Below are 20,447 nucleotides of genomic sequence, written 5' to 3'. Positions count from 1 at the left end.
TAAGCATTTCTAAAATTAGAATCAAAAAAATAGTGTCTTATAAAATTTTACTATGCACGCATAGTATTTTAAAAAAAAGTAGTATATTCGTCACTATTAATAAAAAGCTTTTTTAATTTTATACCAAAATATTTAAAATACATAATAAAATGAAAATATTAGTTTGTATAAGTCACGTTCCAGACACTACTTCAAAAATTAATTTTACAGAAAATGATTCTAAATTTGATGGTAATGGTGTGCAATATGTAATAAACCCTTATGATGAATTTGCATTAACAAGAGCTATGTGGTTTAAAGAAAAACAAGGAGCAACAGTTACTGTTGTTAATGTTGGAAATGTTTCTACTGAACCTACTTTACGCAAAGCTTTAGCTATTGGAGCTGATGATGCAATTAGAGTAAATGCTGAACCTACTGATGGATTAGCTGTTGCTAAAGAAATAGCCGAAGTGGTAAAAAATGGCGGTTACAATTTAGTGCTTGCAGGAAAAGAATCTAGTGATTATAACGGGGCAATGGTTCCTGGAATGATTGCTGCATTACTAGGTTATAGTTTTGTAAATGCTTGTATAGGTTTAGAAATTGAAGGTGACAAGGCTACTATTTCACGTGAAATTGACGGTGGAAAAGAAGTATTATCTTCAAATTTACCTTTAATTATTGCAGGTCAAAAAGGGTTAGTTGAAGAAAGAGATTTGCGTATACCAAATATGCGTGGAATTATGATGGCAAGAAAAAAACCACTAGCTATTGTTGAGCCAATAAATAGTGATCCAGCAACTACAATAGTTTCTTTTGAAAAACAAGCCGTAAAGTCAGCTTGTAAATTAGTTGATGCCGATAATGTTGATGAACTTATTAGTTTATTACATAATGAAGCCAAAGTAATATAATAATTAAACGATTTAACAAACAAAAATATATGTCAGTTTTAGTTTTTGCCGAAACATCGGAAGGAAAATTTAAGAAATCTGCTTTTGAAGTAACTTCTTACGGAAAAAAAATAGCCGAACAATTAGGAACAAATGTAGTAGTATTAGCCATAAATCCTGTAGACCCTACTTTATTATATGCGTATGGAGCAGAGAAAGTTTTAACTGTTTCAAATGATGCATTAAATACTTTTAATACCAAAATATATGCAAATATTATTAAACAGGCAGCCGAAAAAGAAGAATCACAAGTTGTAATTATTGATTCAAATTCAAACGGATTATATCTTGCTCCAACAGTTGCTGTTAATTTAAATGCTGGTTATGCAAATAATGTTGTTTCATTACCAAGTTCTACTTCACCTTTTACTCTTAAAAGAAAAACTTTTTCAAATAAAGCATTTAATAATACAGTAGTAAATACTGAATGTAAAGTTATTTCATTAGCAAAAAATTCTTTTGGTTTAATTGAAAATCAAGTAGCTGGAAATATTGAAGAGTTTTCTCCATCAATAGTTGAAAGTGGCTTAACTTCAGAAGCAATTGAACAAACTACTGGTAAAGTTACTATTGCTGATGCAGATATAGTAGTTTCAGGAGGAAGAGGTTTAAAAGGTCCTGAAAACTGGAAAATTATTGAAGATTTAGCCGATGTTTTAGGAGCAGCAACTGCGTGCTCTAAACCGGTCTCAGATTTAGGTTGGAGACCACACAGTGAACACGTTGGACAAACAGGGAAGCCTGTAGCTTCAAACTTATATATTGCAATTGGAATTTCAGGAGCAATTCAACATTTAGCAGGAGTAAACTCCTCAAAAGTAAAAGTAGTCATTAATACAGACCCCGAAGCTCCTTTCTTTAAAGCTGCCGATTATGGTATTGTTGGTGATGCTTTTGAAGTTGTTCCAAAATTAATTGAAAAGTTAAAAGAATTTAAAGCAAATAACGCATAATTTTGTTAAATTGTGCCTCTTATTAAGGCTGTCTAATTATTAGGACATCAAAGTCCTTTGATTAGATAGCCTTTTTTGTTAATTTTAATTTATGAGTTTAGTTCGTCTAAATATTAAAGGTATATCGTATAGTCAAACCCAAAGTGGCGCTTATGCATTAGTGCTCAGCGAAGTAAACGGCACAAGAACCTTACCTATTGTTATAGGTGCTTTTGAAGCACAATCTATAGCTATTGCACTAGAAAAAGAAATTAAACCACCTCGCCCACTTACCCACGACCTTTTTAAAACATTTGCAGATAGGTTTCATATTATTATAAAACAAGTAATTATTCATAAGTTAGTTGATGGTGTTTTTTATTCAAGTTTAATTTGCGAACGCGATAAAATTGAAGAAATTATTGACACAAGAACTTCAGATGCTATTGCTTTAGCAACTCGTTTTGATGCACCAATTTTTACTTATGAAAACATACTTGATAAAGCAGGAATTTATTTAAAAATGAAAGATACTTTAACCATTGATGAAGATCCTTTAAGTATTGAAAATTTAATAGACGAACCTATACCTGAGGGAAAAGAAACTTCTTTTTCTAAAGAAACACTGAAACAATTAAATGAAAAATTGAATATTGCAATTCAACAAGAAGATTACGAATTAGCCGCAAAAATTCGTGATGAAATCAATAAAAGAACATTATAAACATGAATATCAAATTTCGCTTAACCGTATTAAATTTCTTTGAACTTTTCGTATTTGGAGCTTGGCTAATCTCATTAGGAGGTTATTTAGGTGGACAATTAAAATTTGAAGGCTTTCAAATAGGAAAAATATTCACTACTTTAGGTATAGCATCTGTTGTAATGCCTGGTATAATAGGTATTATTGCCGATAAATACATAAATGCCCAAAAATTATTAGGGATTTTACATCTTATTGGTGCAATTTTCATGTTTTATTTAGCCCAAACTAACGATTTTGACTTGTTTTTTTGGCTAATATTAGGGTATCTTACTGTTTATATGCCAACGTTAGGTCTTGCAAATACCGTTTCTTATAGTATTTTAACCACTAACAACTTTGATGTAATAAAAGTTTTTCCAAAAATTAGAGTTTGGGGAACTATTGGTTTTATAATTGCCGAAGTTTCTGTAGGTACGTTTGGTTGGGCTCAAAGTAATATGCAATTTTACTTTGCAATGGTAATTTCATTAATAATGGGTATTTACTCTTTTACTTTACCAAATGTTCCTTTGTCAACTTCTTCCAATAAATCTTTGACAGAAAGATTAGGGTTAGATGCTTTTGTTTTATTTAAAGAGTATAAAATAGCCGTATTTTTCATTTTTTCTACGTTGTTAGGTATTGTTCTTCAAATTACCAACGCATGGGCATCTGAATTTTTAAGAAGTTTTAAAGAAAACTATCCTGACTCATTTGCGGTAACTAATTCAAACACTTTAATTGCCTTATCTCAGGTTTCTGAAACGTTATTTATTTTAACTATTCCTTTCTTTTTAAAACGATTTGGAATTAAAGTTGTAATGATTATGAGTATGCTGGCCTGGTTTTTACGTTTTGGATTATTCGGAATTGGGTCTCCAGAGGGTATTGGACTAGGATATCTTATTCTTTCCATGGTAGTTTATGGTGCAGCCTTTGATTTTTTCAATATCTCAGGCTCCTTATTTATTGAAACAGAAACCGATACCAAATATAGAGGAAGTGCCCAAGGATTATTTATTTTACTTACAAATGGTGTAGGAGCCATAATTGGAGGATTAAGTAGTGGATATATTGTCCAACAATTTACAACTGAAACTGGTAGAGATTGGTTTTCTATATGGATGATTTTTGCAGCTTATGCCTTAGTTTTAGCAATAGTTTTTGGGTTAATCTTTAAATATAAACACAACCCAGATACTATAAAAAACGTGCATCATTAAAAAACTCGCTTAAATTCTATTTTAAATGAAACAATACTTAGATTTAATAAAGCACGTACAAAATAACGGTACTATTAAAAAAGATAGAACTGGAACAGGCACAAAAAGTGTTTTCGGATATCAAATGCGTTTTGATTTAAGTAACGGTTTTCCAATGTTAACCACAAAAAAACTACATTTAAAATCTATTATTCATGAATTACTATGGTTTTTAAAAGGCGATACTAATATTGAATATTTAAATAATAATAATGTAAAAATTTGGGATGCTTGGGCTGATGAAAATGGAGATTTAGGACCTGTGTATGGGCATCAATGGCGTAATTGGAATAGTGAAGGTATTGATCAAATTACTGAAGTTATTGAAACTATAAAAACAAATCCAGATAGTAGAAGAATGTTAATTTCTGCTTGGAATCCAAGTGTTTTACCCGATACATCAGTTTCTTTTTCAGAAAATGTTGCAAACAATAAAGCCGCATTGCCACCTTGCCATGCATTTTTCCAATTCTATGTAACTAACGGTAAATTATCTTGCCAATTATACCAACGTAGTGCCGATATTTTTTTAGGAGTTCCTTTTAACATCGCATCTTATGCGCTATTTACAATGATGATGGCACAAGTTTGTAATTTAAAACCTGGCGATTTTATTCATACGTTTGGAGATGCGCATATTTATAGTAACCATAGTGAACAAATTAAATTACAATTGTCTAGAGAAACAAGAGAATTACCAACTATGGAAATAAATCCTTCTGTAAAAAATATATTTGATTTCACCTTTGAAGATTTTACGTTAAACAATTATAATCCACATTCTCACATTAAAGGAAGAGTTTCAGTTTAAAAATTGCAAAATGAAAAAAATTATTTATCTATTGATTATTCTATTATCAATTAATAAAATTGATGCTCAATCAGAAGAAATTACAGAAACATTTCCTATTTATAAAGGCTGTGAAAAAGAGAAAAACAAACGTAAGTGTTTTTCAAAAAAGATAAATTCTCATTTTTTAAATAAATTTAGAACGAATCAAATAAAAAATATTACTCCAGGAATAAAAAAGATCTATATTATTTTTAGTATTAATAAAATGGGGGAAATTGATAATTTAAAAATTAGGGCTCCACATAAAGATCTTGAATTAGAGACAAAACGAGTATTACAATTAATACCAAAATTTGTTCCTGGTACTATAAATAACAAACCCACTTCTGTCAAATATTCTTTACCTTTAGCTGTAAGAGTTGAAATGAAAAAACCTCATAAAATTCGTAAAACACCCTGGCAATAAGATAAAATTGAAAACTTTTCAATCCTTAAAGTACCTAATTCAGAAACATTTAATAAATTTATAGCTAAAAAAGAAAAACAATGGATACGCTACAACTAAAAAATAAAATAATTCAACGAATCATAGAAATTGATGATACTAACCTTTTGAAGTCTATTGAACATGTTTTTAATACTTCTGATAAAAATATTTCAAAATTTTTAGCATTGGCAAATGAAAAAATACAACATCAAGATATCAATGAAACTGAAGATTTCTCTTCTTATATTAAAGAATGGGTTAAAAGTATGTAATTATAATCACTATGAAGGAACAACACGAATTATATGAAAATGCAAGAAATCGTATAAAGCAAAAAAAACAATTATATTTTCATTTTGTACTTTTTTTAATAGGTTCCGTATTTTTAATTATACTTAATAAATTACTAAAAGTAGGTGAAAATTATATTGAAAACTGGTTTGTTTGGGTAGTAATAGTATGGCTCTTTATTTTGATACTTCATTTTGTAAATGTATTTATTACCCACCGTTTTATGGGAAAAGATTGGGAGCGAAAACAAACCGAAAAATTGGTTATTAAACAAAAACTTAAAATTGCCAAATTAGAAAGCGAGCATTATGCCTCAGAATTAAAAAAAAAGGAGAATTCTCAAGATAATTTAACAAAAGAATGATAACTATTATAGCTGCGATAGCTGAAAACAATGCTTTAGGAAAAGACAATCAACTTATTTGGCATTTACCTGCAGATTTAAAACGATTTAAAAAAGTAACGTCTAATCATAAAGTGATTATGGGTAGAAAAACTTATGAATCATTAGGAAAACCACTACCAAATAGAACAAATATTATAATTACACGTAATACTAATTTTAAAGCTGAAGGTTGTGTGATTGTTAATTCACTACAAGAAGCTATTGAAGCCTCCAAAGAAGATGAAAATCCTTTTATTTTAGGTGGAGCTGAAATTTACAAACAAGCAATAGAAATTGCAGATAAATTAGATTTAACTTTTGTTCACCATTTATTTGAAGCCGATGCTTTTTTCCCAAAAATAGATACAACTATTTGGAAAGAAATTTCAAGAGAAAATTTTAAAGCAGATGATAAAAACAAGTACGATTATAGTTTTGTTTCTTTTAAGCGTATTTAATTAATATTAATTTCAAAAGGCAATCTAGCTTGAATTCCATTTAATTTTGAGAATTCTTTTATAGTTTGATATATTTTATAATTTTCCTCACCTAATTCTTCTATTAAAACTTTTTCTGTTGTTTTTACAAAAGGTAAACTCTTAAACCTATCTTCTAATTCCTTTTTGTAGCTTGGATAATTACGCACTTTAAAATCTGTAATTTCAACTAATTCAGCAGCAAACAAAATGGCATCTTCCAAATTCCCTAACTCATCTACTAAACCATTATTTAATGCATCTACACCAGACCAAACCCTACCTTGTGCTATTTTATCTACAGCCTCTATTGTCATATTTCTCCCCGTGGAAACTCTTTCTAAAAAAGTAGTATAAACAGCTTCAACACCTTCAATTGTAACTGCTCTAAATTCATCTGTCATAGGTTCAAAAACGCTATAATTTGCACCTTTATTTGTACTTACTTGTTGCGCATTAACTCCAATATTATTAGCTAATTTACTAAAATTTGGAATTACTCCAAAAACACCAATAGACCCCGTAATTGTTGTAGGTTCTGCAAAAATTCTATCTGCATTACACGCTAAATAATAACCACCTGAGGCAGCTACATTACCCATAGAAACAACAATTGGCAATTCTTTTTTGGTCAATTCTAATTCTCTCCAAATTAATTCAGCAGCCAATGCACTTCCACCTGGTGAATTTACTCTTAAAACTATCGCTTTTACACTACTATTATTTCTAGCCTTTTTTAATGCTTTTATAATTAAATCTTGCCCAATTAAATCTTCATTTCCTTTTCCATAAATAATTTCACCTTGCGCATATATAACAGCAATTTTATCTGAAGCCGAAGATTGTACTCTACCTTTTCCTGTTGAAATATAATCTAAAATAGAAATTTTATTTAAATCATCATCAAGTGTTAAACCTAATGCTTGTTTTAATTTATTGTTGTATTCATCCTGATATAAAGCACCATCAACAATTTTATTTTTAATAGCTAAAGTTGCATTTCTAGCAAATAAATTATCTGCAATAGCATTTAAGTTTTCAGTTGAAATATTTCTGCTTTTTGAAATTTCAACAATCATTTCATTCCAAATAGATGTTAAAAACTCAGTAATTTGATTTCTGTTATCAGCACTCATTTCATTGTATAAAAAAGGCTCTACTGCACTTTTATATTTTCCGTGCCTAATAACTTCCATTTTTACACCTGATTTTTCTTCTAAATCTTTATAAAATAGTATTTCTGAAGATAATCCTTTAAAATCAATTGCTCCAACGGGGTTCATAAAAATAGAATCGGCAACAGAACTAAAATAATAAGATTTCTGGTCATAAATATCAGCATAAGCTTTAATAAATTTACCGGTTTCTTTAAATTCTAATAATTTATTTCTAATTGCTTGTGTTTGGGCAATACCAGCATTAACACCTAAAGAAGTAATACTAATTCCTTTAATTCGCGAATCGATTTTAGCATTTTCAATGGCGTTTATAATTGAATTTAACCCTATTTTTTTATCATTAATACCCAATATTTCATCAAGTGGATTGTCACTTTTTGGGGCATAATCTTTCACCAAAGTTTCTAGTTTTATCTCTAAAACTGAATTATTAGCAACCGTTATTTGTTTAGTTTCTCCAAAAGCTGCAGCAATTAATAAAAACAACACTAAAATTATACCCAATGCAATTAAAGTTCCAAAAATTGATGCAAATAAATTTCTTAAAAATTTCATAAAAAAAATGATAAATGTTTATAAGTTGGCTCACAAAGATATGTTTTTAAATGATACTTTTCTTTTCTTTGTATTCACTTTATGCAAATAGTAAGAACTACATATTTATCCTTAGGAAGTAACTTAGGCAACAAGTTTAAAAATTTACAACAAGCAGTAGATATAATTGCGTTGGAAATAGGTACAATTGCTAAAATTTCATCAATTTATAAAACTGCTGCTTGGGGTTTTGAAAGTGATGATTTTTATAATATTTGTGTTCAGGTTTCAACTAGTTTAAACCCTGAAAATTTATTAGACGCTATTCGTAAAACTGAAATTTCTTTAGGCAGAAAAAGAACTTCAGAAAAAAAATATAAAGCAAGAATTATTGATATTGATGTTTTACTTTTTGATAATGAAATTATTTTTTCAAAAGAATTAATCGTGCCTCATAAAGAAATGCTAAATAGGAAATTTGTGATGGTTCCTTTGGCTGAAATTGCTCCAAATTTTATGCATCCAATTGAAAAACAACGCATACAAGTTTGCCTTGCTAATTGTACTGATGATAATAAAATTGAAAATACGTATTTGAAGTTGAAACGTCCTATATGCTTATCAGAAAAATTTAATTACATTGCCATTGAAGGTAATATTGGTGCTGGAAAAACAACACTTACTAATTTGATAGCTGAAGATTTTAATGCTAAAATTATATTAGAACGCTTTGCCGACAATCCTTTTTTACCAAAGTTTTATGAAGATAACGAACGTTATGCATTTCCTTTGGAAATGAGTTTTTTAGCAGATCGCTATCAACAACTTTCAGATGATTTAGCTCAATTTGATTTATTTAAAAACTTTATAGTTTCAGATTATTATATATTTAAATCATTAATTTTCGCGCAAGTTACCTTACAAAAAGATGAATATTTTTTATATAGAAAAATGTTTGATATTATGTACAATGAGATTTCAAAACCCGATTTATACATATATCTTTATCAAGAAACACCTCGTTTATTAGAAAATATAAAAAATCGTGGAAGAGACTACGAACAAAATATTTCACCTGAATATTTAGATAAAATACATAAAGGTTACGCAACTTTTATTAAAACCGAAAAAAATCTAAATACGTTAATAGTAGATGTTACTAATAAAGATTTTCTCCATAATATAGAAGATTATAAAGAAATTATTGAACTTATAAAAAATGTAGAATAATTACTTTTTCTTTAGCTCTAATTTTTCAGCAAAATAGTCACAAAAATCTTTCATTGTGGCGGTCATTTTAGCATCGTTTGTTGCACGCTCAAAAGTATTAGCCATAGACACTAATGTTTGATGAAAAAATTGTTTCATTTCATCAATCTGCATTTCTTTTGTCCATAAATCCATTCTAAGTGTATCTTTAGTTTTTTCATCCCAAACAGCAAGTATTACCGCTTTTGCTTCTTTATTTATAATATCACTATCTTGTGCAGTCCAATGTAATTTTTCTGGAATTTTATTTTCATCCAATCCAACTGTTATTTCAATTTTTGATGTGCTACTTACCGCCATTATTTTTTTGGTTTATATTTTGAATTTTTAAATATTTCTTCTGTATTTGCTTGTAAAAGTTGCTGCAAAGTTACGTTATTATTGGTCATATATGAGCGTACAATTTGCCAGCCCAACCAAACACCTATTTTACCTGGAGATTGCTTATCAATATCAATATAAAACTTTGAAAAAGGCGCATCAGCAATAAAACGAGTATATAATTCGGCGTTAGAGCTATATAATAACTTATTTTCAATAAAATATTTCCAAATTTGAGCTTCATTAGCTATTGTCCATTCATATTTATCACTTCCATATCCTATTTTTTCAGCATCAGAAATCATAGGTAAATAACTATCCAATAAATACATTTTTTTTCCTTCATTTATCATTACATCAATAAACTGACGCTTATTCCCTGAAACAAAATAATGTTCTCCTATAGCTTTCGCAATATCAACAACCAAATGAGATTTATCAAAATTTTGTGCCAAATACAGAGGAAAATCATGATATACTTTACTGTTTTTTCCCAAGTACATATCTAAAGAAACAAATAGCAAACTATCTGCATACACCACTTTACTTTTATAATCTAAATTGGTAATAAGCGTAATTATTTTAGGTGATTTAAAACTAGGATGATAATATTTTACATGTTTAAACAACTCTTTAATTTGAAATTTTTCTTCTTTAAAATCTTCAAAAATAGTTTGTGATGTTTTAAATAATTCAAATTCATTGTGAATTTTATTCAACCAAACACTATCGTTTTGAGTTGGAAATAAATAAGGATATTCATTTTTTAAGGCTTGAAGTGTTTTCTCATTTGAGTTATAAAATTTTTGCTCAAATCTTTCAACTAAAACTTCCATTTCAATACCTGAAACATCTACCTTTTTTTTAGTCTTCTCTTGGCATGAAACTACCATTAATAAAATAATAGTTAGAACAATTAATTTCTTCATTAATTTCTATATTTACAATTCAATTATTAAAACGCTAAAATTACTAAAAAAGTTTAAGTATGAATACCGAAAAAGTTATAGATTATATAGTTGATTGGTTAAAAATATACGCTACAAATACAAAAGTGAATGGTTTTGTGATTGGAATTTCTGGGGGAATAGACTCTGCTGTTACTTCAACACTGTGCGCAAAAACAGGCTTCCCTGTTTTATGTATAGAAATGCCAATTCATCAAGGTGAAAATCAGGTTTCTAGAGCAAAGGAGCATATTAAACAACTGAAACAACATTTTAATGCTGTTACTTCTATTGAAGTAAATTTAACATCTACTTTTGAAAATTTTAAAAATGTAGTTCCTAAAACTGAAGGTTCAGCAACTGTAAATTTATCTTTAGCAAATACACGTGCTCGTTTAAGAATGACAACTTTATACTATTTTGCAGGATTGCATGGTTATTTAGTGGCCGGAACAGGTAATAAAGTAGAGGATGTTGGCGTTGGATTTTTCACTAAATATGGTGACGGCGGCGTAGATTTAAGTCCAATTGCTGATTTAATGAAATCTGAAGTTTATGAAATTGCAAAATATTTAGAAGTACCCACAGCTATACAAACAGCACAACCAACCGATGGGTTATTTGGTGACAGTAGAACTGACGAAGATCAAATTGGTGCAAGTTATGATGAATTAGAATGGGCAATGAAACAAGATGAATTAGGTAAAACTATTTCAAATTTTGAAGGTAAAGAACTTGAAATTTTTACAATTTACAAACAAAGAAACAATGCCAATAAACACAAAATGAATCCAATCCCTGTTTGTGAAATACCTAGTAAATTTAAGATTTAAAGTTTCACAAAACAAATTGTAATTGCATAAATTATATTTTATAATTGAAATTAAACAAAAGCTATGAATTGGATTTTAGGAGTACTATTTGTTCTAATAATTATATTTATTTATAGTAATTATGCCAGAAAAAAAAGATTTTCTAAGCTAGAAAAATGGTTTGCTGAAGGTTGGGGGAAACCAAAAAAAAATGACTATTTTAATTTTTATGTTATTGGAAAATATTTTAAAAATAATGAACATAAAAATAAAGCATTCCATATCATCACACAGAAAGTTAAAACAGACTTAGATATTGATGATCTTTTTAAATTTATTGATAGAACTTCTTCAAAAATTGGGCAACAATATTTATACTTTAAACTAAGAACTATTGGCAGTATTGAAAGTTTATTAAAATTTGATTCATTAAGTAATCTGTTTTTAAACAATGAAACATTAAGGCTTAAAAGTCAATTAATTTTATCAAAAATAAATTCTGAGAACTCTTATGATTTAGAAAAACTGATAACTGATAAGCCCATTGAAAAGCCCACATATTTAAAGTTTATTTATGCTTCATCATTAACTTCTGTATTACTGATAATTCTAACCTTTTTCAATCCTTTATTTTCACTTTTATTGCTCCTTGTTTTTTTTATAAATACCGTATTTCATTATAAAAATAAAGAAAATGTAACATACTATACAAATGCTGTTTACCAACTTTCTAAAGCTTTAAAAATAAGTAAAGAACTTTCATCAAATAATAAAATAAAACAACATTTTTCCGACTTAACATTTATAAAAAAAGTAAGTAAAATTCAAACAAAAACAGAGTTTATAGCTTTTGAAAAACAACTAAGTAATGAATATGCCTTATTTTTTTGGTTTATAATTGAATTGATAAAAATTCAATTTATGGTTGAATATATTCTCTTTTTTAGTTTCATAGATTCCATCACAAAAGAAAAGGAAAGTATTGAAAAAATGTTTTGTTTTATAGGAGAAATAGATTCGGCAATTTCTGTAGCATCATTAAAAGCAGGCGAAAATGAAATTTGTTCACCTAGTTTCACAAAAGAAAAACAACTCATTTCAAATGAAATTTATCACCCTTTGATTGATAACTGTATAGCAAATAATATAAACCTAACCAATACTAGTATGTTGTTAACAGGCTCAAACATGTCTGGTAAAACTACATTTATTAGAACAATTGCTGTTAACAGTATTTTAGCTCAAACTTTAAACATTTGTTTTGCAAAGCAATATGCTGCACCCTTTTTCAAAGTGTATTCATCCATTAGAATTACTGATAATTTACTTAAAAATACCAGTTATTATTTAGAAGAAGTTTTGACCGTTAAGGAATTGGTAGATGCTGCAAAAAATGAAGAAAATTGCTTATTTGTGCTCGATGAAATTTTTAAAGGAACAAATACCATTGAACGAATTTCAGGTGGAAAAGCAATTCTATCTTATCTAAACAAAAAAAATCATATCGCTTTAGTTTCTACTCATGATATTGAATTAACAGACTTATTAGTGAAAGAAAATTATGAATTATTTCATTTTAGTGAACTTATTGAAAATGAAGAATTGTGTTTTGACCATAAGTTAAAAAGCGGAAAATTAAAAACTAGAAATGCTATAAAAATTTTGGAATTGTATAAATATCCCTCAGAAATAATAATTGATGCAAGAAAAACTGAAGAAAATAATTTAAATTAACCTTAAACCACTCTATTTAACCGTTCAAATAAACGAACTTTTAAGCTAGTGTAATTCATACTTGCTTCTATATTTTCAATTCGTTCCTCTTCATTATTATAATTTATAAATGATAATGATTTTAATTTTTCCTCAATAAGAATACGTCTCAAATTATAAATAGCATCGAGCACCATTTTAGGTAAATCTTTTTCTTTGCTTTTAATTACAATATCTTTTCTGCTCCAATCACTTATCGTATGCTTTTCATCATCCATTAAAATATTAGTTACTAAATTAGCTATTTCTGTATTTGAATGGTTCACAAAAGCATCAACTAAAATAGATTTACTCTGATTTAACTGATGGATTATTTCGTAATAAATTTGCTTAAAAGTTTCATCGGTAAATTCAACTTCATCTTCTTGTAAGTTTAAATAAATTTCATTGGAAACAGCATTTAAAAAATATTCTTTTTTAGCAGATTTTATTTCATCATTGTCCTTTTCCTCATCTGCAACAAAGTTTTCAAATTCAACTTCACTATTTCCATATAATAATAAAATTTTTATGATTTCTCGTTCATATTTTTTAAGTTCATTTATCTTTTCAAACTGGGCTGTTTTTTCTAAAACTGGTGTTAAAGGTCTTTGTTGAGCAAACCTTTTTGAAACTTCTCTTCCTTCTTTTTTATCTAATTGAGCTAATTCACTAAATAATACATTTTCTGAAATATCCATAATTCTTGAACATTCCTGAATGTAAACTTCTCGTTGAATTCTATCTGGAATTTTAGAGATACTAATAACTATATCACGTATTAAACCTGCTTTTTTTACCGGATCATTTTGTGCTTCTTTCATTAATAAAGAAACCTTAAAATTGATAAAATCTTGTGAATTATTTTGTAAGTATTCTTTTAATTCTTCTTTTGAAACTTTTTTAGAAAAACTATCTGGGTCATCACCATCAGGGAACATAAGTACACGTACATTCATTCCTTGTTCTAAAATTAAATCAATACCACGAATTGAAGCTCTTATACCTGCTGCATCACCATCAAAAAGAATGGTTACATTTTTTGTAAGTCTATTAATTAATCGAATTTGATTTTCAGTAAGTGCTGTACCAGAAGATGAAACTACATTTTCAACACCCGATTGATGAAATGAAATCACATCCGTATAACCTTCAACTAAATAGCAACTATCTTCTTTAGCTATTGCCTGTTTTGCATAATGAATACCATATAAAATATTACTTTTATGGTAAATATCACTATCAGGTGAGTTTAAATATTTAGCAGCTTTTTTATCATTTGTTAAAATACGACCTCCAAAACCCAACACTCTTCCACTCATACTGTGAATTGGAAACATAACGCGACCTTTAAAACGGTCGAATTGTTTTGTGCCTGTTGAAGAAAGTAAATCTTGCTTAACTATCGTAAGTCCGGTAGATTCCAAATATTTAAGGTTGTATCCTTTATTTAATGCTTCTGAAGTAAAAGCTTCCCACTCGTTTAATGAATAACCTAATTGGAATTTTTTAATAGTGTCATCGTTAAAACCACGTTCTTTAAAATAACTTAAACCTATTGCTTTTCCTTGGTTGTCTTCTAACAACGTTTTATGAAAATAATCTCTAGCAAATTCTGATACCAAAAACATACTTTCACGCTCATCTGCCTGTTCTTTTTGTTCATCAGTTTGTTCGGTTTCATCTATTTCTATATTATATTTTTTTGCTAAATACCGAATTGCTTCAGGATATGAATAGTGCTCATGCTCCATTAAAAATGAAATGGCATTTCCTCCTTTACCTGTACTAAAATCTTTCCATATTTGTTTCACTGGAGACACCATAAATGAAGGTGTTCGCTCATCAGAAAAAGGACTCAAGCCTTTAAAATTACTTCCTGCTTTTTTTAGCTGAACAAATTCTCCAATAACCTCCTCAACACGAGCAGTTTCAAAAACTCTATCTATAGTACTTCTGGAAATCAATAGTATTATTTTTTAAGATTTCTAAATTACAAAATTTAGATAAAAAATAGAGGTTGTTTAGAAAGTTTTGGAAACCGTCATTCTGAACTTGTTTCAGAATCGTACCCATTTTGATTGATAATCATTATGAGAACCCAAAACAAGTTTAGAATGATGTTATTAATTACTTTTTAGGTAACCTTCTATTTAATATTGTATATAACTTATGAAACCGCTTTTAATTTTTTTAAAGTCGACATATTAATTCTGTCTTCAGCATATTTTTTGGTTATCTTTAATTCTGTTTCTTCAGTTCCAGGCATTTCAAACATAGCATCGGTTAAAATTGCTTCACAAAGTGAGCGCAAACCACGAGCTCCTAATCTATATTCAACCGCTTTATCAACTATATAACCTAGTGCTGTTTCGTTAATGGTAAAATTAATACCATCCATTTCAAACAATTTTTGATATTGTTTTATAATGGAGTTTTTAGGCTCTGTTAAAATAGCTCTTAATGTGTCTGCATCTAAAGGATTCATGTAGGTTAAAACCGGTAAACGTCCAATAATTTCAGGAATTAAACCAAATGATTTTAAATCGCTTGGAATAATGTATTGTAATAAATTGGTTTCATCAACTTTATCAACTTTAATAGATGCGCTATAACCTACGGCTTGACGATTTAAACGCTTTCCAATAATTTTATCAATTCCTGAAAAAGCACCACCGGCCATAAATAAAATATCTTTGGTGTTTACTTCAATAAATTTTTGATCGGGATGTTTCCTTCCTCCTTTTGGTGGAACATTTACAACGGAACCTTCTAATAATTTTAATAATGCTTGCTGAACTCCTTCACCCGAAACATCACGTGTAATTGATGGATTATCTCCTTTGCGTGCTATTTTATCAATTTCATCAATAAATACAATACCTCGCTCAGCTTTTTTAACATCATAATCCGCAGCTTGCAATAAACGAGTTAAAATAGTTTCAACATCTTCACCTACATAACCAGCTTCAGTTAAAACAGTAGCATCTACAATACAAAATGGTACATTAAGCATTTTCGCAATAGTTCGAGCAATTAAAGTTTTTCCTGTACCAGTTTCTCCAACTATTATAATATTACTTTTTTCTATTTCTATTTCATCTTCACCTTTGGTTTCAGGTTGTAATAAACGTTTGTAATGATTGTAAACTGCAACAGACATGACTCGTTTTGCTTTTTCTTGACCAATCATATATTGATCAATAAATGCTTTTATTTCTTTGGGTTTTTTTACAATTAATTCGGAAGTAAGAGTTGATGAACTTTGCTCGGCCATTTCCTCCAATACAATTCCGTGCGCTTGTTCTATACATTTATCACAAATATGCGCATCTAATCCAGCTATTAATAAATCAGTTTCTGGTTTTTTTCTTCCACAAAACGAACATTCTAAAACTTCATCCTTTGCCATAAATTCTATTACTTTCTAATTAAAATTTCATCAATCATTCCATACTTTTTAGCTTCATCTGCTTTCATCCAATAATCACGATCAGAATCTTCACTCACTTTCTCCATACTTTGTCCAGAGTGTTTTGAAATTATTTGATATAATTCATCTTTTAATTTCATGATTTCACGAGCCGTAATTTCAATATCACTAGCTTGCCCCTGAGCGCCTCCCATAGGTTGGTGAATCATTACACGAGAATGTGGTAATGCAGAACGTTTCCCTTTTGTCCCAGCACACATTAATACAGCGCCCATAGATGCTGCCATGCCTGTACAAATTGTTGCTATATCAGGTTTTATAAATTGCATGGTATCATACATTCCTAAGCCTGCATACACGCTACCTCCAGGAGAATTGATGTAAATTGATATATCTTTGCTACTATCTACACTTTCTAAAAATAACAATTGTGCTTGAATAATGTTTGCTACATGATCATCAATTGCAGTTCCTAAAAAAATAATTCTATCCATCATTAAACGCGAAAACACATCCATTTGTGCAACGTTTAATTGTCTTTCTTCAATAATATATGGTGTTACACTACTCACCAGTTTATCATAGTACATACTGTTAATTCCTTGGTGTTGAGTTGCAAACTTTTTAAATTCTTTTCCGTAATCCATTTTACAGGGTTTTAAAATATTATGGGGGTAAAGATAAGAAGTATTTATGAATTGTTTATTTGTTTAACACTGTAATCGGTATTTAAGTACTTATGTAGTACAAATTGTTTGATTGTTTCTGTGTATATTTGAAATCTATTCGATAAATTTTATATGAAAACTTCTTTAAAATTAGTTGCTTTATTTTTACTATTTACTTCAACTATTTCAGCTCAAAATTACAAACAACGTTTAAATACTATAGATATTCAACACTATAAATTAGCAATTATTGTTAATGACACCACAAATAGTATTGATGCCACTATGAGTGTGAAATTAAAGTTTAAAAAATCGGTTAATAAATTTCAACTTGATTTAGTTAAAAAAGATAGTATCAGTGGTTTAGGAATGGTTATAGATTCTATTTACCAAAATAATGTGAAAGTTGATTTTTCTCATGCAAATGAAAAATTAAATATTCAAGCTAAACACACTTTTCCAGGAATAGAATATACTTACACTATAAAATATCACGGAATTCCAAAAGATGGATTAATTATTAGTAAAAATTTATTCGGTGACCGAACATTTTTTGGTGATAATTGGCCAAATAGAGCGCACAATTGGTTTCCATGTGTAGATCATCCTTCAGACAAAGCAACGATTGAATATATTATTGAAGCGCCTAATAATTATCAAATAATAGCCAACGGTTTTCAGGTTGAAGAAACTAATATAACCAATACTACTAAACTATCTCATTGGAAAACAACAGTTCCGTTACCAACAAAAGTAATGGTGATTGGAATTGCAAAATTTGCAGTTCAAAATATTGGAGAAATCCATAATATTCCTGTTTCTACTTGGGTGTATCCACAAACAAAAGAACAAGGTTTTTACGATTTTTCTACCGCTAAAAATATTCTTAATTTCTTTATTGAAAATATAGGTGATTATCCTTATCAAAAATTAGCAAACGTACAATCTAAAACACGTTTTGGTGGGATGGAAAATGCTGGGAATATTTTTTATTATGAAAAATCTGTTACTGGAAAATTGGAACATGAAGATTTAATAACGCACGAAATAGCACATCAATGGTTTGGAAATTCAGCTTCAGAAATTGATTGGCCTCATATTTGGTTAAGTGAAGGTTTTGCAACGTATTTAACCGATTTATATATTTTAGAATCCAAAGGAAAGGATGCTTTTCTAAAAAGAATTAAAGAAGAACGCCAAACAGTTTTAAACTTTTACAAAAGAAGCAAAACACCTGTAATTGATACTAAAACTACTAATTATATGAGTTTGTTAAATGCAAATTCATATCAAAAAGGTGCTTGGGTGTTGCACATGCTTCGAAAAAAAATGGGTGATGCCCTTTTTTGGAACGGCATTAAAACTTATTACCAAAAATATAAATTTAGTAATGCTTCCTCAAACGATTTTAAAAAGGTAATGGCTAACATTTCTGGTGAAAATTTAGATACTTTCTTTACACAATGGCTTCAAAAAGTGGGGCATCCAATTATTAAACCTAATTGGATTTATTACGACAATAAAGTTCGAATTATCATTGAACAAACACAAGAAACCATTTTTCAATTTCCACTTGATTTAGAATTAATTTATAGTGATGGTACTTCAGAAATAAAAACAATTCAGGTGAATGATAAATCTGAACCTTACGTACTTACAACTTCAGGTAAAGTAACAGCCATAAATTTTGATCCAAACTCATGGTTATTATTTGAATTAGTTGAATAATGCTTTACACCTATTTTCTTTTATGAAATTTCAAATCAATAAGTATAAAATTACACGTATATTGGATTGATAAAACCCTTTTTAACCTTCTATCTTTAGCATCTATAAGTTCGAAAATAGTTAACTAATTAAATAGTACATTTGCAAAAAATAGAACAATGACCTTTTCTGATTTAAACTTAAACCGTTTTTTACTTGATGCCCTTGATGAAATGGGATTTACAACGCCTACTCCTATTCAAGAAAAAGCATTTTCTGTAATTATGAGCAGTAAAGATGTTGTGGGAATTGCCCAAACAGGAACGGGTAAAACTTTTGCCTATTTATTACCTATTTTAAGACAACTTACATTTTCTACTCAAAAACATGCGCGTGTTTTAATTATTGTGCCAACTAGAGAATTAGTAGTACAAGTAATTAATGACCTTGAAAGTTTAACGCCTTATATTAACGTGCGTTTTACGGGGGTTTATGGAGGGACAAACCTAAATAAACAAAAACAATTGGTGTATGCAGGACAAGATATTTTAGTGGCAACTCCAGGTCGTTTATTAGATTTAGCGTTAGATGGTATTTTAAAACTAAAACAAATTCAAAAATTGGTAATTGACGAAGTTGATGAAATGATGAACCTTGGGTTTAGACCACAATTAATTACATTGCTTGATTTGCTCCCTAAAAACCGACAAAGTATTTTATTTTCTGCAACACTTACTAAAGAAGTTGGTGGTTTATTGGATCAATTTTATAAATCTCCTGTGAAAATTGAAATTGCAAGTAGCGGAAGCCCATTAGATACTATAGAGCAGCAAGCATATCCTGTTCCAAATTTTTATACAAAAGTTAACTTTTTAATACACCTATTAAAAGATAAGGATACATTTAAAAAAGTATTGATATTTGTAAAAAATAAAAAACAAGCCAATATTTTATTTGAAGAAATGGAAGTTTTACTTCCTGGTGAAACCAATGTAATTCATTCTAATAAAACACAAAATTACCGTTTACGCTCAGTTAAAAACTTTGAAAAAGGGTTTTTTAATATATTAATTGCAACTGATATTATTGCGCGCGGATTAGATTTAACCGATGTAAGCCATGTAATTAACTTTAACATTCCTGAAGAACCGGAAAACTATATGCATAGAATTGGTAGAACAGGACGTGCCGAACAAGAGGGAACAGCAATTTCCTTCTTTACGGAAGAAGAAGCTGACTATTTAGGTGAAATTGAATTGTTAATGAATACAGAAATTAATGTGTTTGATTTACCTGAAAGTGTTGAAGTTTCAACACAACTAGTTGCTGAAGAAATGCCTAAAGTTAAACCTGAAAGTACTGGTAAGAAAAAGACAATTACCGAACCTAGTGGAGCCGCTTTTCATGAGAAAAAAGAAAAAAACAAACGTGTTAATTTAGGTGGTTCGTACCGAAGAGAAATTGCTAAAAAATATAAGAAACCCAAAACTAGGGGGCAAAAAAGGAAGTAAATCTTACAA

At 29.0% G+C, this 20,447-nt stretch carries 20 protein-coding genes; 14 read left to right on the top strand and 6 right to left on the bottom strand.

Annotated elements, in window-relative coordinates; all coding sequences use genetic code 11:
- Positions 1-149 precede the first annotated feature (149 nt).
- The 9 genes from QM495_RS03960 to QM495_RS03920 all read left to right on the top strand — a co-directional run bounded on the left by QM495_RS03960 (position 150) and on the right by QM495_RS03920 (position 6,288).
- The gene (locus tag QM495_RS03960; RefSeq protein WP_408670812.1) at positions 150-896 is read left to right on the top strand and encodes an electron transfer flavoprotein subunit beta/FixA family protein; all 747 of its coding nucleotides are present in this window, start codon (positions 150-152) and stop codon (positions 894-896) included.
- Positions 897-925: 29 nt separating this feature from the next.
- Complete coding sequence (locus QM495_RS03955; protein ID WP_408670811.1) at positions 926-1,888, top strand: electron transfer flavoprotein subunit alpha/FixB family protein; 963 nt, start codon at positions 926-928, stop codon at positions 1,886-1,888.
- Positions 1,889-1,979: 91 nt separating this feature from the next.
- Positions 1,980-2,591: a bifunctional nuclease domain-containing protein gene (locus tag QM495_RS03950; RefSeq protein ID WP_408670810.1), complete on the top strand. Its 612-nt coding sequence runs from the start codon at positions 1,980-1,982 to the stop codon at positions 2,589-2,591.
- A gap of 2 nt (positions 2,592-2,593) precedes the next feature.
- Entirely contained in the window at positions 2,594-3,835 is a 1,242-nt protein-coding gene (locus tag QM495_RS03945) for a nucleoside permease (RefSeq protein ID WP_408670809.1), read from the top strand.
- 25 nt (positions 3,836-3,860) lie between these two features.
- The gene (locus QM495_RS03940; RefSeq protein WP_408670808.1) at positions 3,861-4,685 is read left to right on the top strand and encodes a thymidylate synthase; all 825 of its coding nucleotides are present in this window, start codon (positions 3,861-3,863) and stop codon (positions 4,683-4,685) included.
- Positions 4,686-4,695: 10 nt separating this feature from the next.
- Positions 4,696-5,133, top strand: a complete 438-nt coding sequence (locus QM495_RS03935; protein ID WP_408670807.1) for a hypothetical protein — start codon at positions 4,696-4,698, stop codon at positions 5,131-5,133.
- A gap of 80 nt (positions 5,134-5,213) precedes the next feature.
- Complete coding sequence (locus tag QM495_RS03930; protein ID WP_408670806.1) at positions 5,214-5,426, top strand: hypothetical protein; 213 nt, start codon at positions 5,214-5,216, stop codon at positions 5,424-5,426.
- An 11-nt stretch (positions 5,427-5,437) separates the two neighbouring features.
- Positions 5,438-5,809, top strand: a complete 372-nt coding sequence (locus tag QM495_RS03925; RefSeq protein ID WP_408670805.1) for a 2TM domain-containing protein — start codon at positions 5,438-5,440, stop codon at positions 5,807-5,809.
- Entirely contained in the window at positions 5,806-6,288 is a 483-nt protein-coding gene (locus tag QM495_RS03920) for a dihydrofolate reductase (RefSeq protein ID WP_408670804.1), read from the top strand. The genes QM495_RS03925 and QM495_RS03920 overlap by 4 nt, the downstream gene beginning before the upstream one ends.
- Here QM495_RS03920 and sppA read toward each other — a convergent pair.
- A complete protein-coding gene (gene sppA / locus QM495_RS03915) occupies positions 6,285-8,039 on the bottom strand; it encodes a signal peptide peptidase SppA (protein ID WP_408670803.1) in 1,755 nt (584 codons plus the stop codon). The two genes, QM495_RS03920 and sppA, sit on opposite strands and share 4 nt — an antisense overlap.
- Before the next feature lie 81 nt (positions 8,040-8,120).
- Here sppA and folK point away from each other — a divergent pair, with 81 nt between their 5' ends.
- A complete protein-coding gene (gene folK / locus QM495_RS03910; RefSeq protein ID WP_408670802.1) occupies positions 8,121-9,248 on the top strand; it encodes a 2-amino-4-hydroxy-6-hydroxymethyldihydropteridine diphosphokinase in 1,128 nt (375 codons plus the stop codon).
- Here folK and gldC read toward each other — a convergent pair whose 3' ends face one another.
- Both gldC and gldB read right to left on the bottom strand, forming a co-directional pair.
- Positions 9,249-9,587, bottom strand: a complete 339-nt coding sequence (gene gldC, locus QM495_RS03905; RefSeq protein WP_408670801.1) for a gliding motility protein GldC — start codon at positions 9,585-9,587, stop codon at positions 9,249-9,251. It lies immediately after the preceding gene.
- Positions 9,587-10,537: a gliding motility lipoprotein GldB gene (gene gldB / locus QM495_RS03900; protein WP_408670800.1), complete on the bottom strand. Its 951-nt coding sequence runs from the start codon at positions 10,535-10,537 to the stop codon at positions 9,587-9,589. Before gldB ends, gldC begins: the two co-directional genes overlap by 1 nt.
- A gap of 59 nt (positions 10,538-10,596) precedes the next feature.
- Between gldB and nadE the strand changes: the two genes are divergently transcribed.
- Together nadE and QM495_RS03890 are read left to right on the top strand one after the other, a co-directional pair.
- A complete protein-coding gene (gene nadE, locus QM495_RS03895) occupies positions 10,597-11,388 on the top strand; it encodes an NAD(+) synthase (protein WP_408670799.1) in 792 nt (263 codons plus the stop codon).
- Positions 11,389-11,451: 63 nt separating this feature from the next.
- Positions 11,452-13,101 carry a MutS-related protein gene (locus QM495_RS03890; protein WP_408670798.1) on the top strand — a complete coding sequence of 550 codons (1,650 nt, stop codon included), beginning with the start codon at positions 11,452-11,454 and terminating at the stop codon, positions 13,099-13,101.
- A 2-nt stretch (positions 13,102-13,103) separates the two neighbouring features.
- On the opposite strand, the gene dnaG is transcribed toward QM495_RS03890, so the two are convergent.
- The 3 genes from dnaG to clpP all read right to left on the bottom strand — a co-directional run bounded on the left by dnaG (position 13,104) and on the right by clpP (position 17,199).
- Positions 13,104-15,086, bottom strand: a complete 1,983-nt coding sequence (gene dnaG, locus QM495_RS03885; RefSeq protein ID WP_408670797.1) for a DNA primase — start codon at positions 15,084-15,086, stop codon at positions 13,104-13,106.
- A 203-nt stretch (positions 15,087-15,289) separates the two neighbouring features.
- The gene (gene clpX / locus QM495_RS03880; protein WP_408670796.1) at positions 15,290-16,531 is read right to left on the bottom strand and encodes an ATP-dependent Clp protease ATP-binding subunit ClpX; all 1,242 of its coding nucleotides are present in this window, start codon (positions 16,529-16,531) and stop codon (positions 15,290-15,292) included.
- Between the two features lie 8 nt (positions 16,532-16,539).
- Positions 16,540-17,199, bottom strand: a complete 660-nt coding sequence (clpP, locus tag QM495_RS03875) for an ATP-dependent Clp endopeptidase proteolytic subunit ClpP (protein ID WP_408670795.1) — start codon at positions 17,197-17,199, stop codon at positions 16,540-16,542.
- Positions 17,200-17,352: 153 nt separating this feature from the next.
- Here clpP and QM495_RS03870 point away from each other — a divergent pair, with 153 nt between their 5' ends.
- A complete protein-coding gene (locus tag QM495_RS03870) occupies positions 17,353-18,948 on the top strand; it encodes a M1 family metallopeptidase (protein WP_408670794.1) in 1,596 nt (531 codons plus the stop codon).
- Between the two features lie 158 nt (positions 18,949-19,106).
- Positions 19,107-20,438 (top strand): DEAD/DEAH box helicase, encoded by a 1,332-nt coding sequence (locus QM495_RS03865; protein ID WP_408670793.1) that lies wholly within the window; start codon positions 19,107-19,109, stop codon positions 20,436-20,438.
- Positions 20,439-20,447: the final 9 nt, after the last annotated feature.

Source organism: Lutibacter sp. (assembly GCF_046055765.1).
In the GTDB taxonomy this organism is placed as follows: Bacteria; Bacteroidota; Bacteroidia; order Flavobacteriales; family Flavobacteriaceae; genus Lutibacter.
Note: the sequence above shows the minus strand (reverse complement) of the source record. Positions and strands in the feature narration are given on the sequence as shown.

Bases quoted from the DNA above. Each gene is read 5' to 3' on its own strand.
- QM495_RS03890 (WP_408670798.1), top strand. From the start codon at position 11,452: ATGAATTGGATTTTAGGAGTACTATTTGTTCTAATAATTATATTTATT.
- sppA (WP_408670803.1), bottom strand. From the start codon at position 8,039: ATGAAATTTTTAAGAAATTTATTTGCATCAATTTTTGGAACTTTAATT.
- nadE (WP_408670799.1), top strand. From the start codon at position 10,597: ATGAATACCGAAAAAGTTATAGATTATATAGTTGATTGGTTAAAAATA.
- QM495_RS03945 (WP_408670809.1), top strand. From the start codon at position 2,594: ATGAATATCAAATTTCGCTTAACCGTATTAAATTTCTTTGAACTTTTC.
- QM495_RS03920 (WP_408670804.1), top strand. From the start codon at position 5,806: ATGATAACTATTATAGCTGCGATAGCTGAAAACAATGCTTTAGGAAAA.
- gldB (WP_408670800.1), bottom strand. From the start codon at position 10,537: ATGAAGAAATTAATTGTTCTAACTATTATTTTATTAATGGTAGTTTCA.
- clpP (WP_408670795.1), bottom strand. From the start codon at position 17,199: ATGGATTACGGAAAAGAATTTAAAAAGTTTGCAACTCAACACCAAGGA.
- QM495_RS03940 (WP_408670808.1), top strand. From the start codon at position 3,861: ATGAAACAATACTTAGATTTAATAAAGCACGTACAAAATAACGGTACT.
- clpX (WP_408670796.1), bottom strand. From the start codon at position 16,531: ATGGCAAAGGATGAAGTTTTAGAATGTTCGTTTTGTGGAAGAAAAAAA.
- QM495_RS03925 (WP_408670805.1), top strand. From the start codon at position 5,438: ATGAAGGAACAACACGAATTATATGAAAATGCAAGAAATCGTATAAAG.
- folK (WP_408670802.1), top strand. From the start codon at position 8,121: ATGCAAATAGTAAGAACTACATATTTATCCTTAGGAAGTAACTTAGGC.
- QM495_RS03870 (WP_408670794.1), top strand. From the start codon at position 17,353: ATGAAAACTTCTTTAAAATTAGTTGCTTTATTTTTACTATTTACTTCA.
- QM495_RS03930 (WP_408670806.1), top strand. From the start codon at position 5,214: ATGGATACGCTACAACTAAAAAATAAAATAATTCAACGAATCATAGAA.
- QM495_RS03865 (WP_408670793.1), top strand. From the start codon at position 19,107: ATGACCTTTTCTGATTTAAACTTAAACCGTTTTTTACTTGATGCCCTT.
- QM495_RS03955 (WP_408670811.1), top strand. From the start codon at position 926: ATGTCAGTTTTAGTTTTTGCCGAAACATCGGAAGGAAAATTTAAGAAA.
- QM495_RS03935 (WP_408670807.1), top strand. From the start codon at position 4,696: ATGAAAAAAATTATTTATCTATTGATTATTCTATTATCAATTAATAAA.
- gldC (WP_408670801.1), bottom strand. From the start codon at position 9,587: ATGGCGGTAAGTAGCACATCAAAAATTGAAATAACAGTTGGATTGGAT.
- QM495_RS03960 (WP_408670812.1), top strand. From the start codon at position 150: ATGAAAATATTAGTTTGTATAAGTCACGTTCCAGACACTACTTCAAAA.
- QM495_RS03950 (WP_408670810.1), top strand. From the start codon at position 1,980: ATGAGTTTAGTTCGTCTAAATATTAAAGGTATATCGTATAGTCAAACC.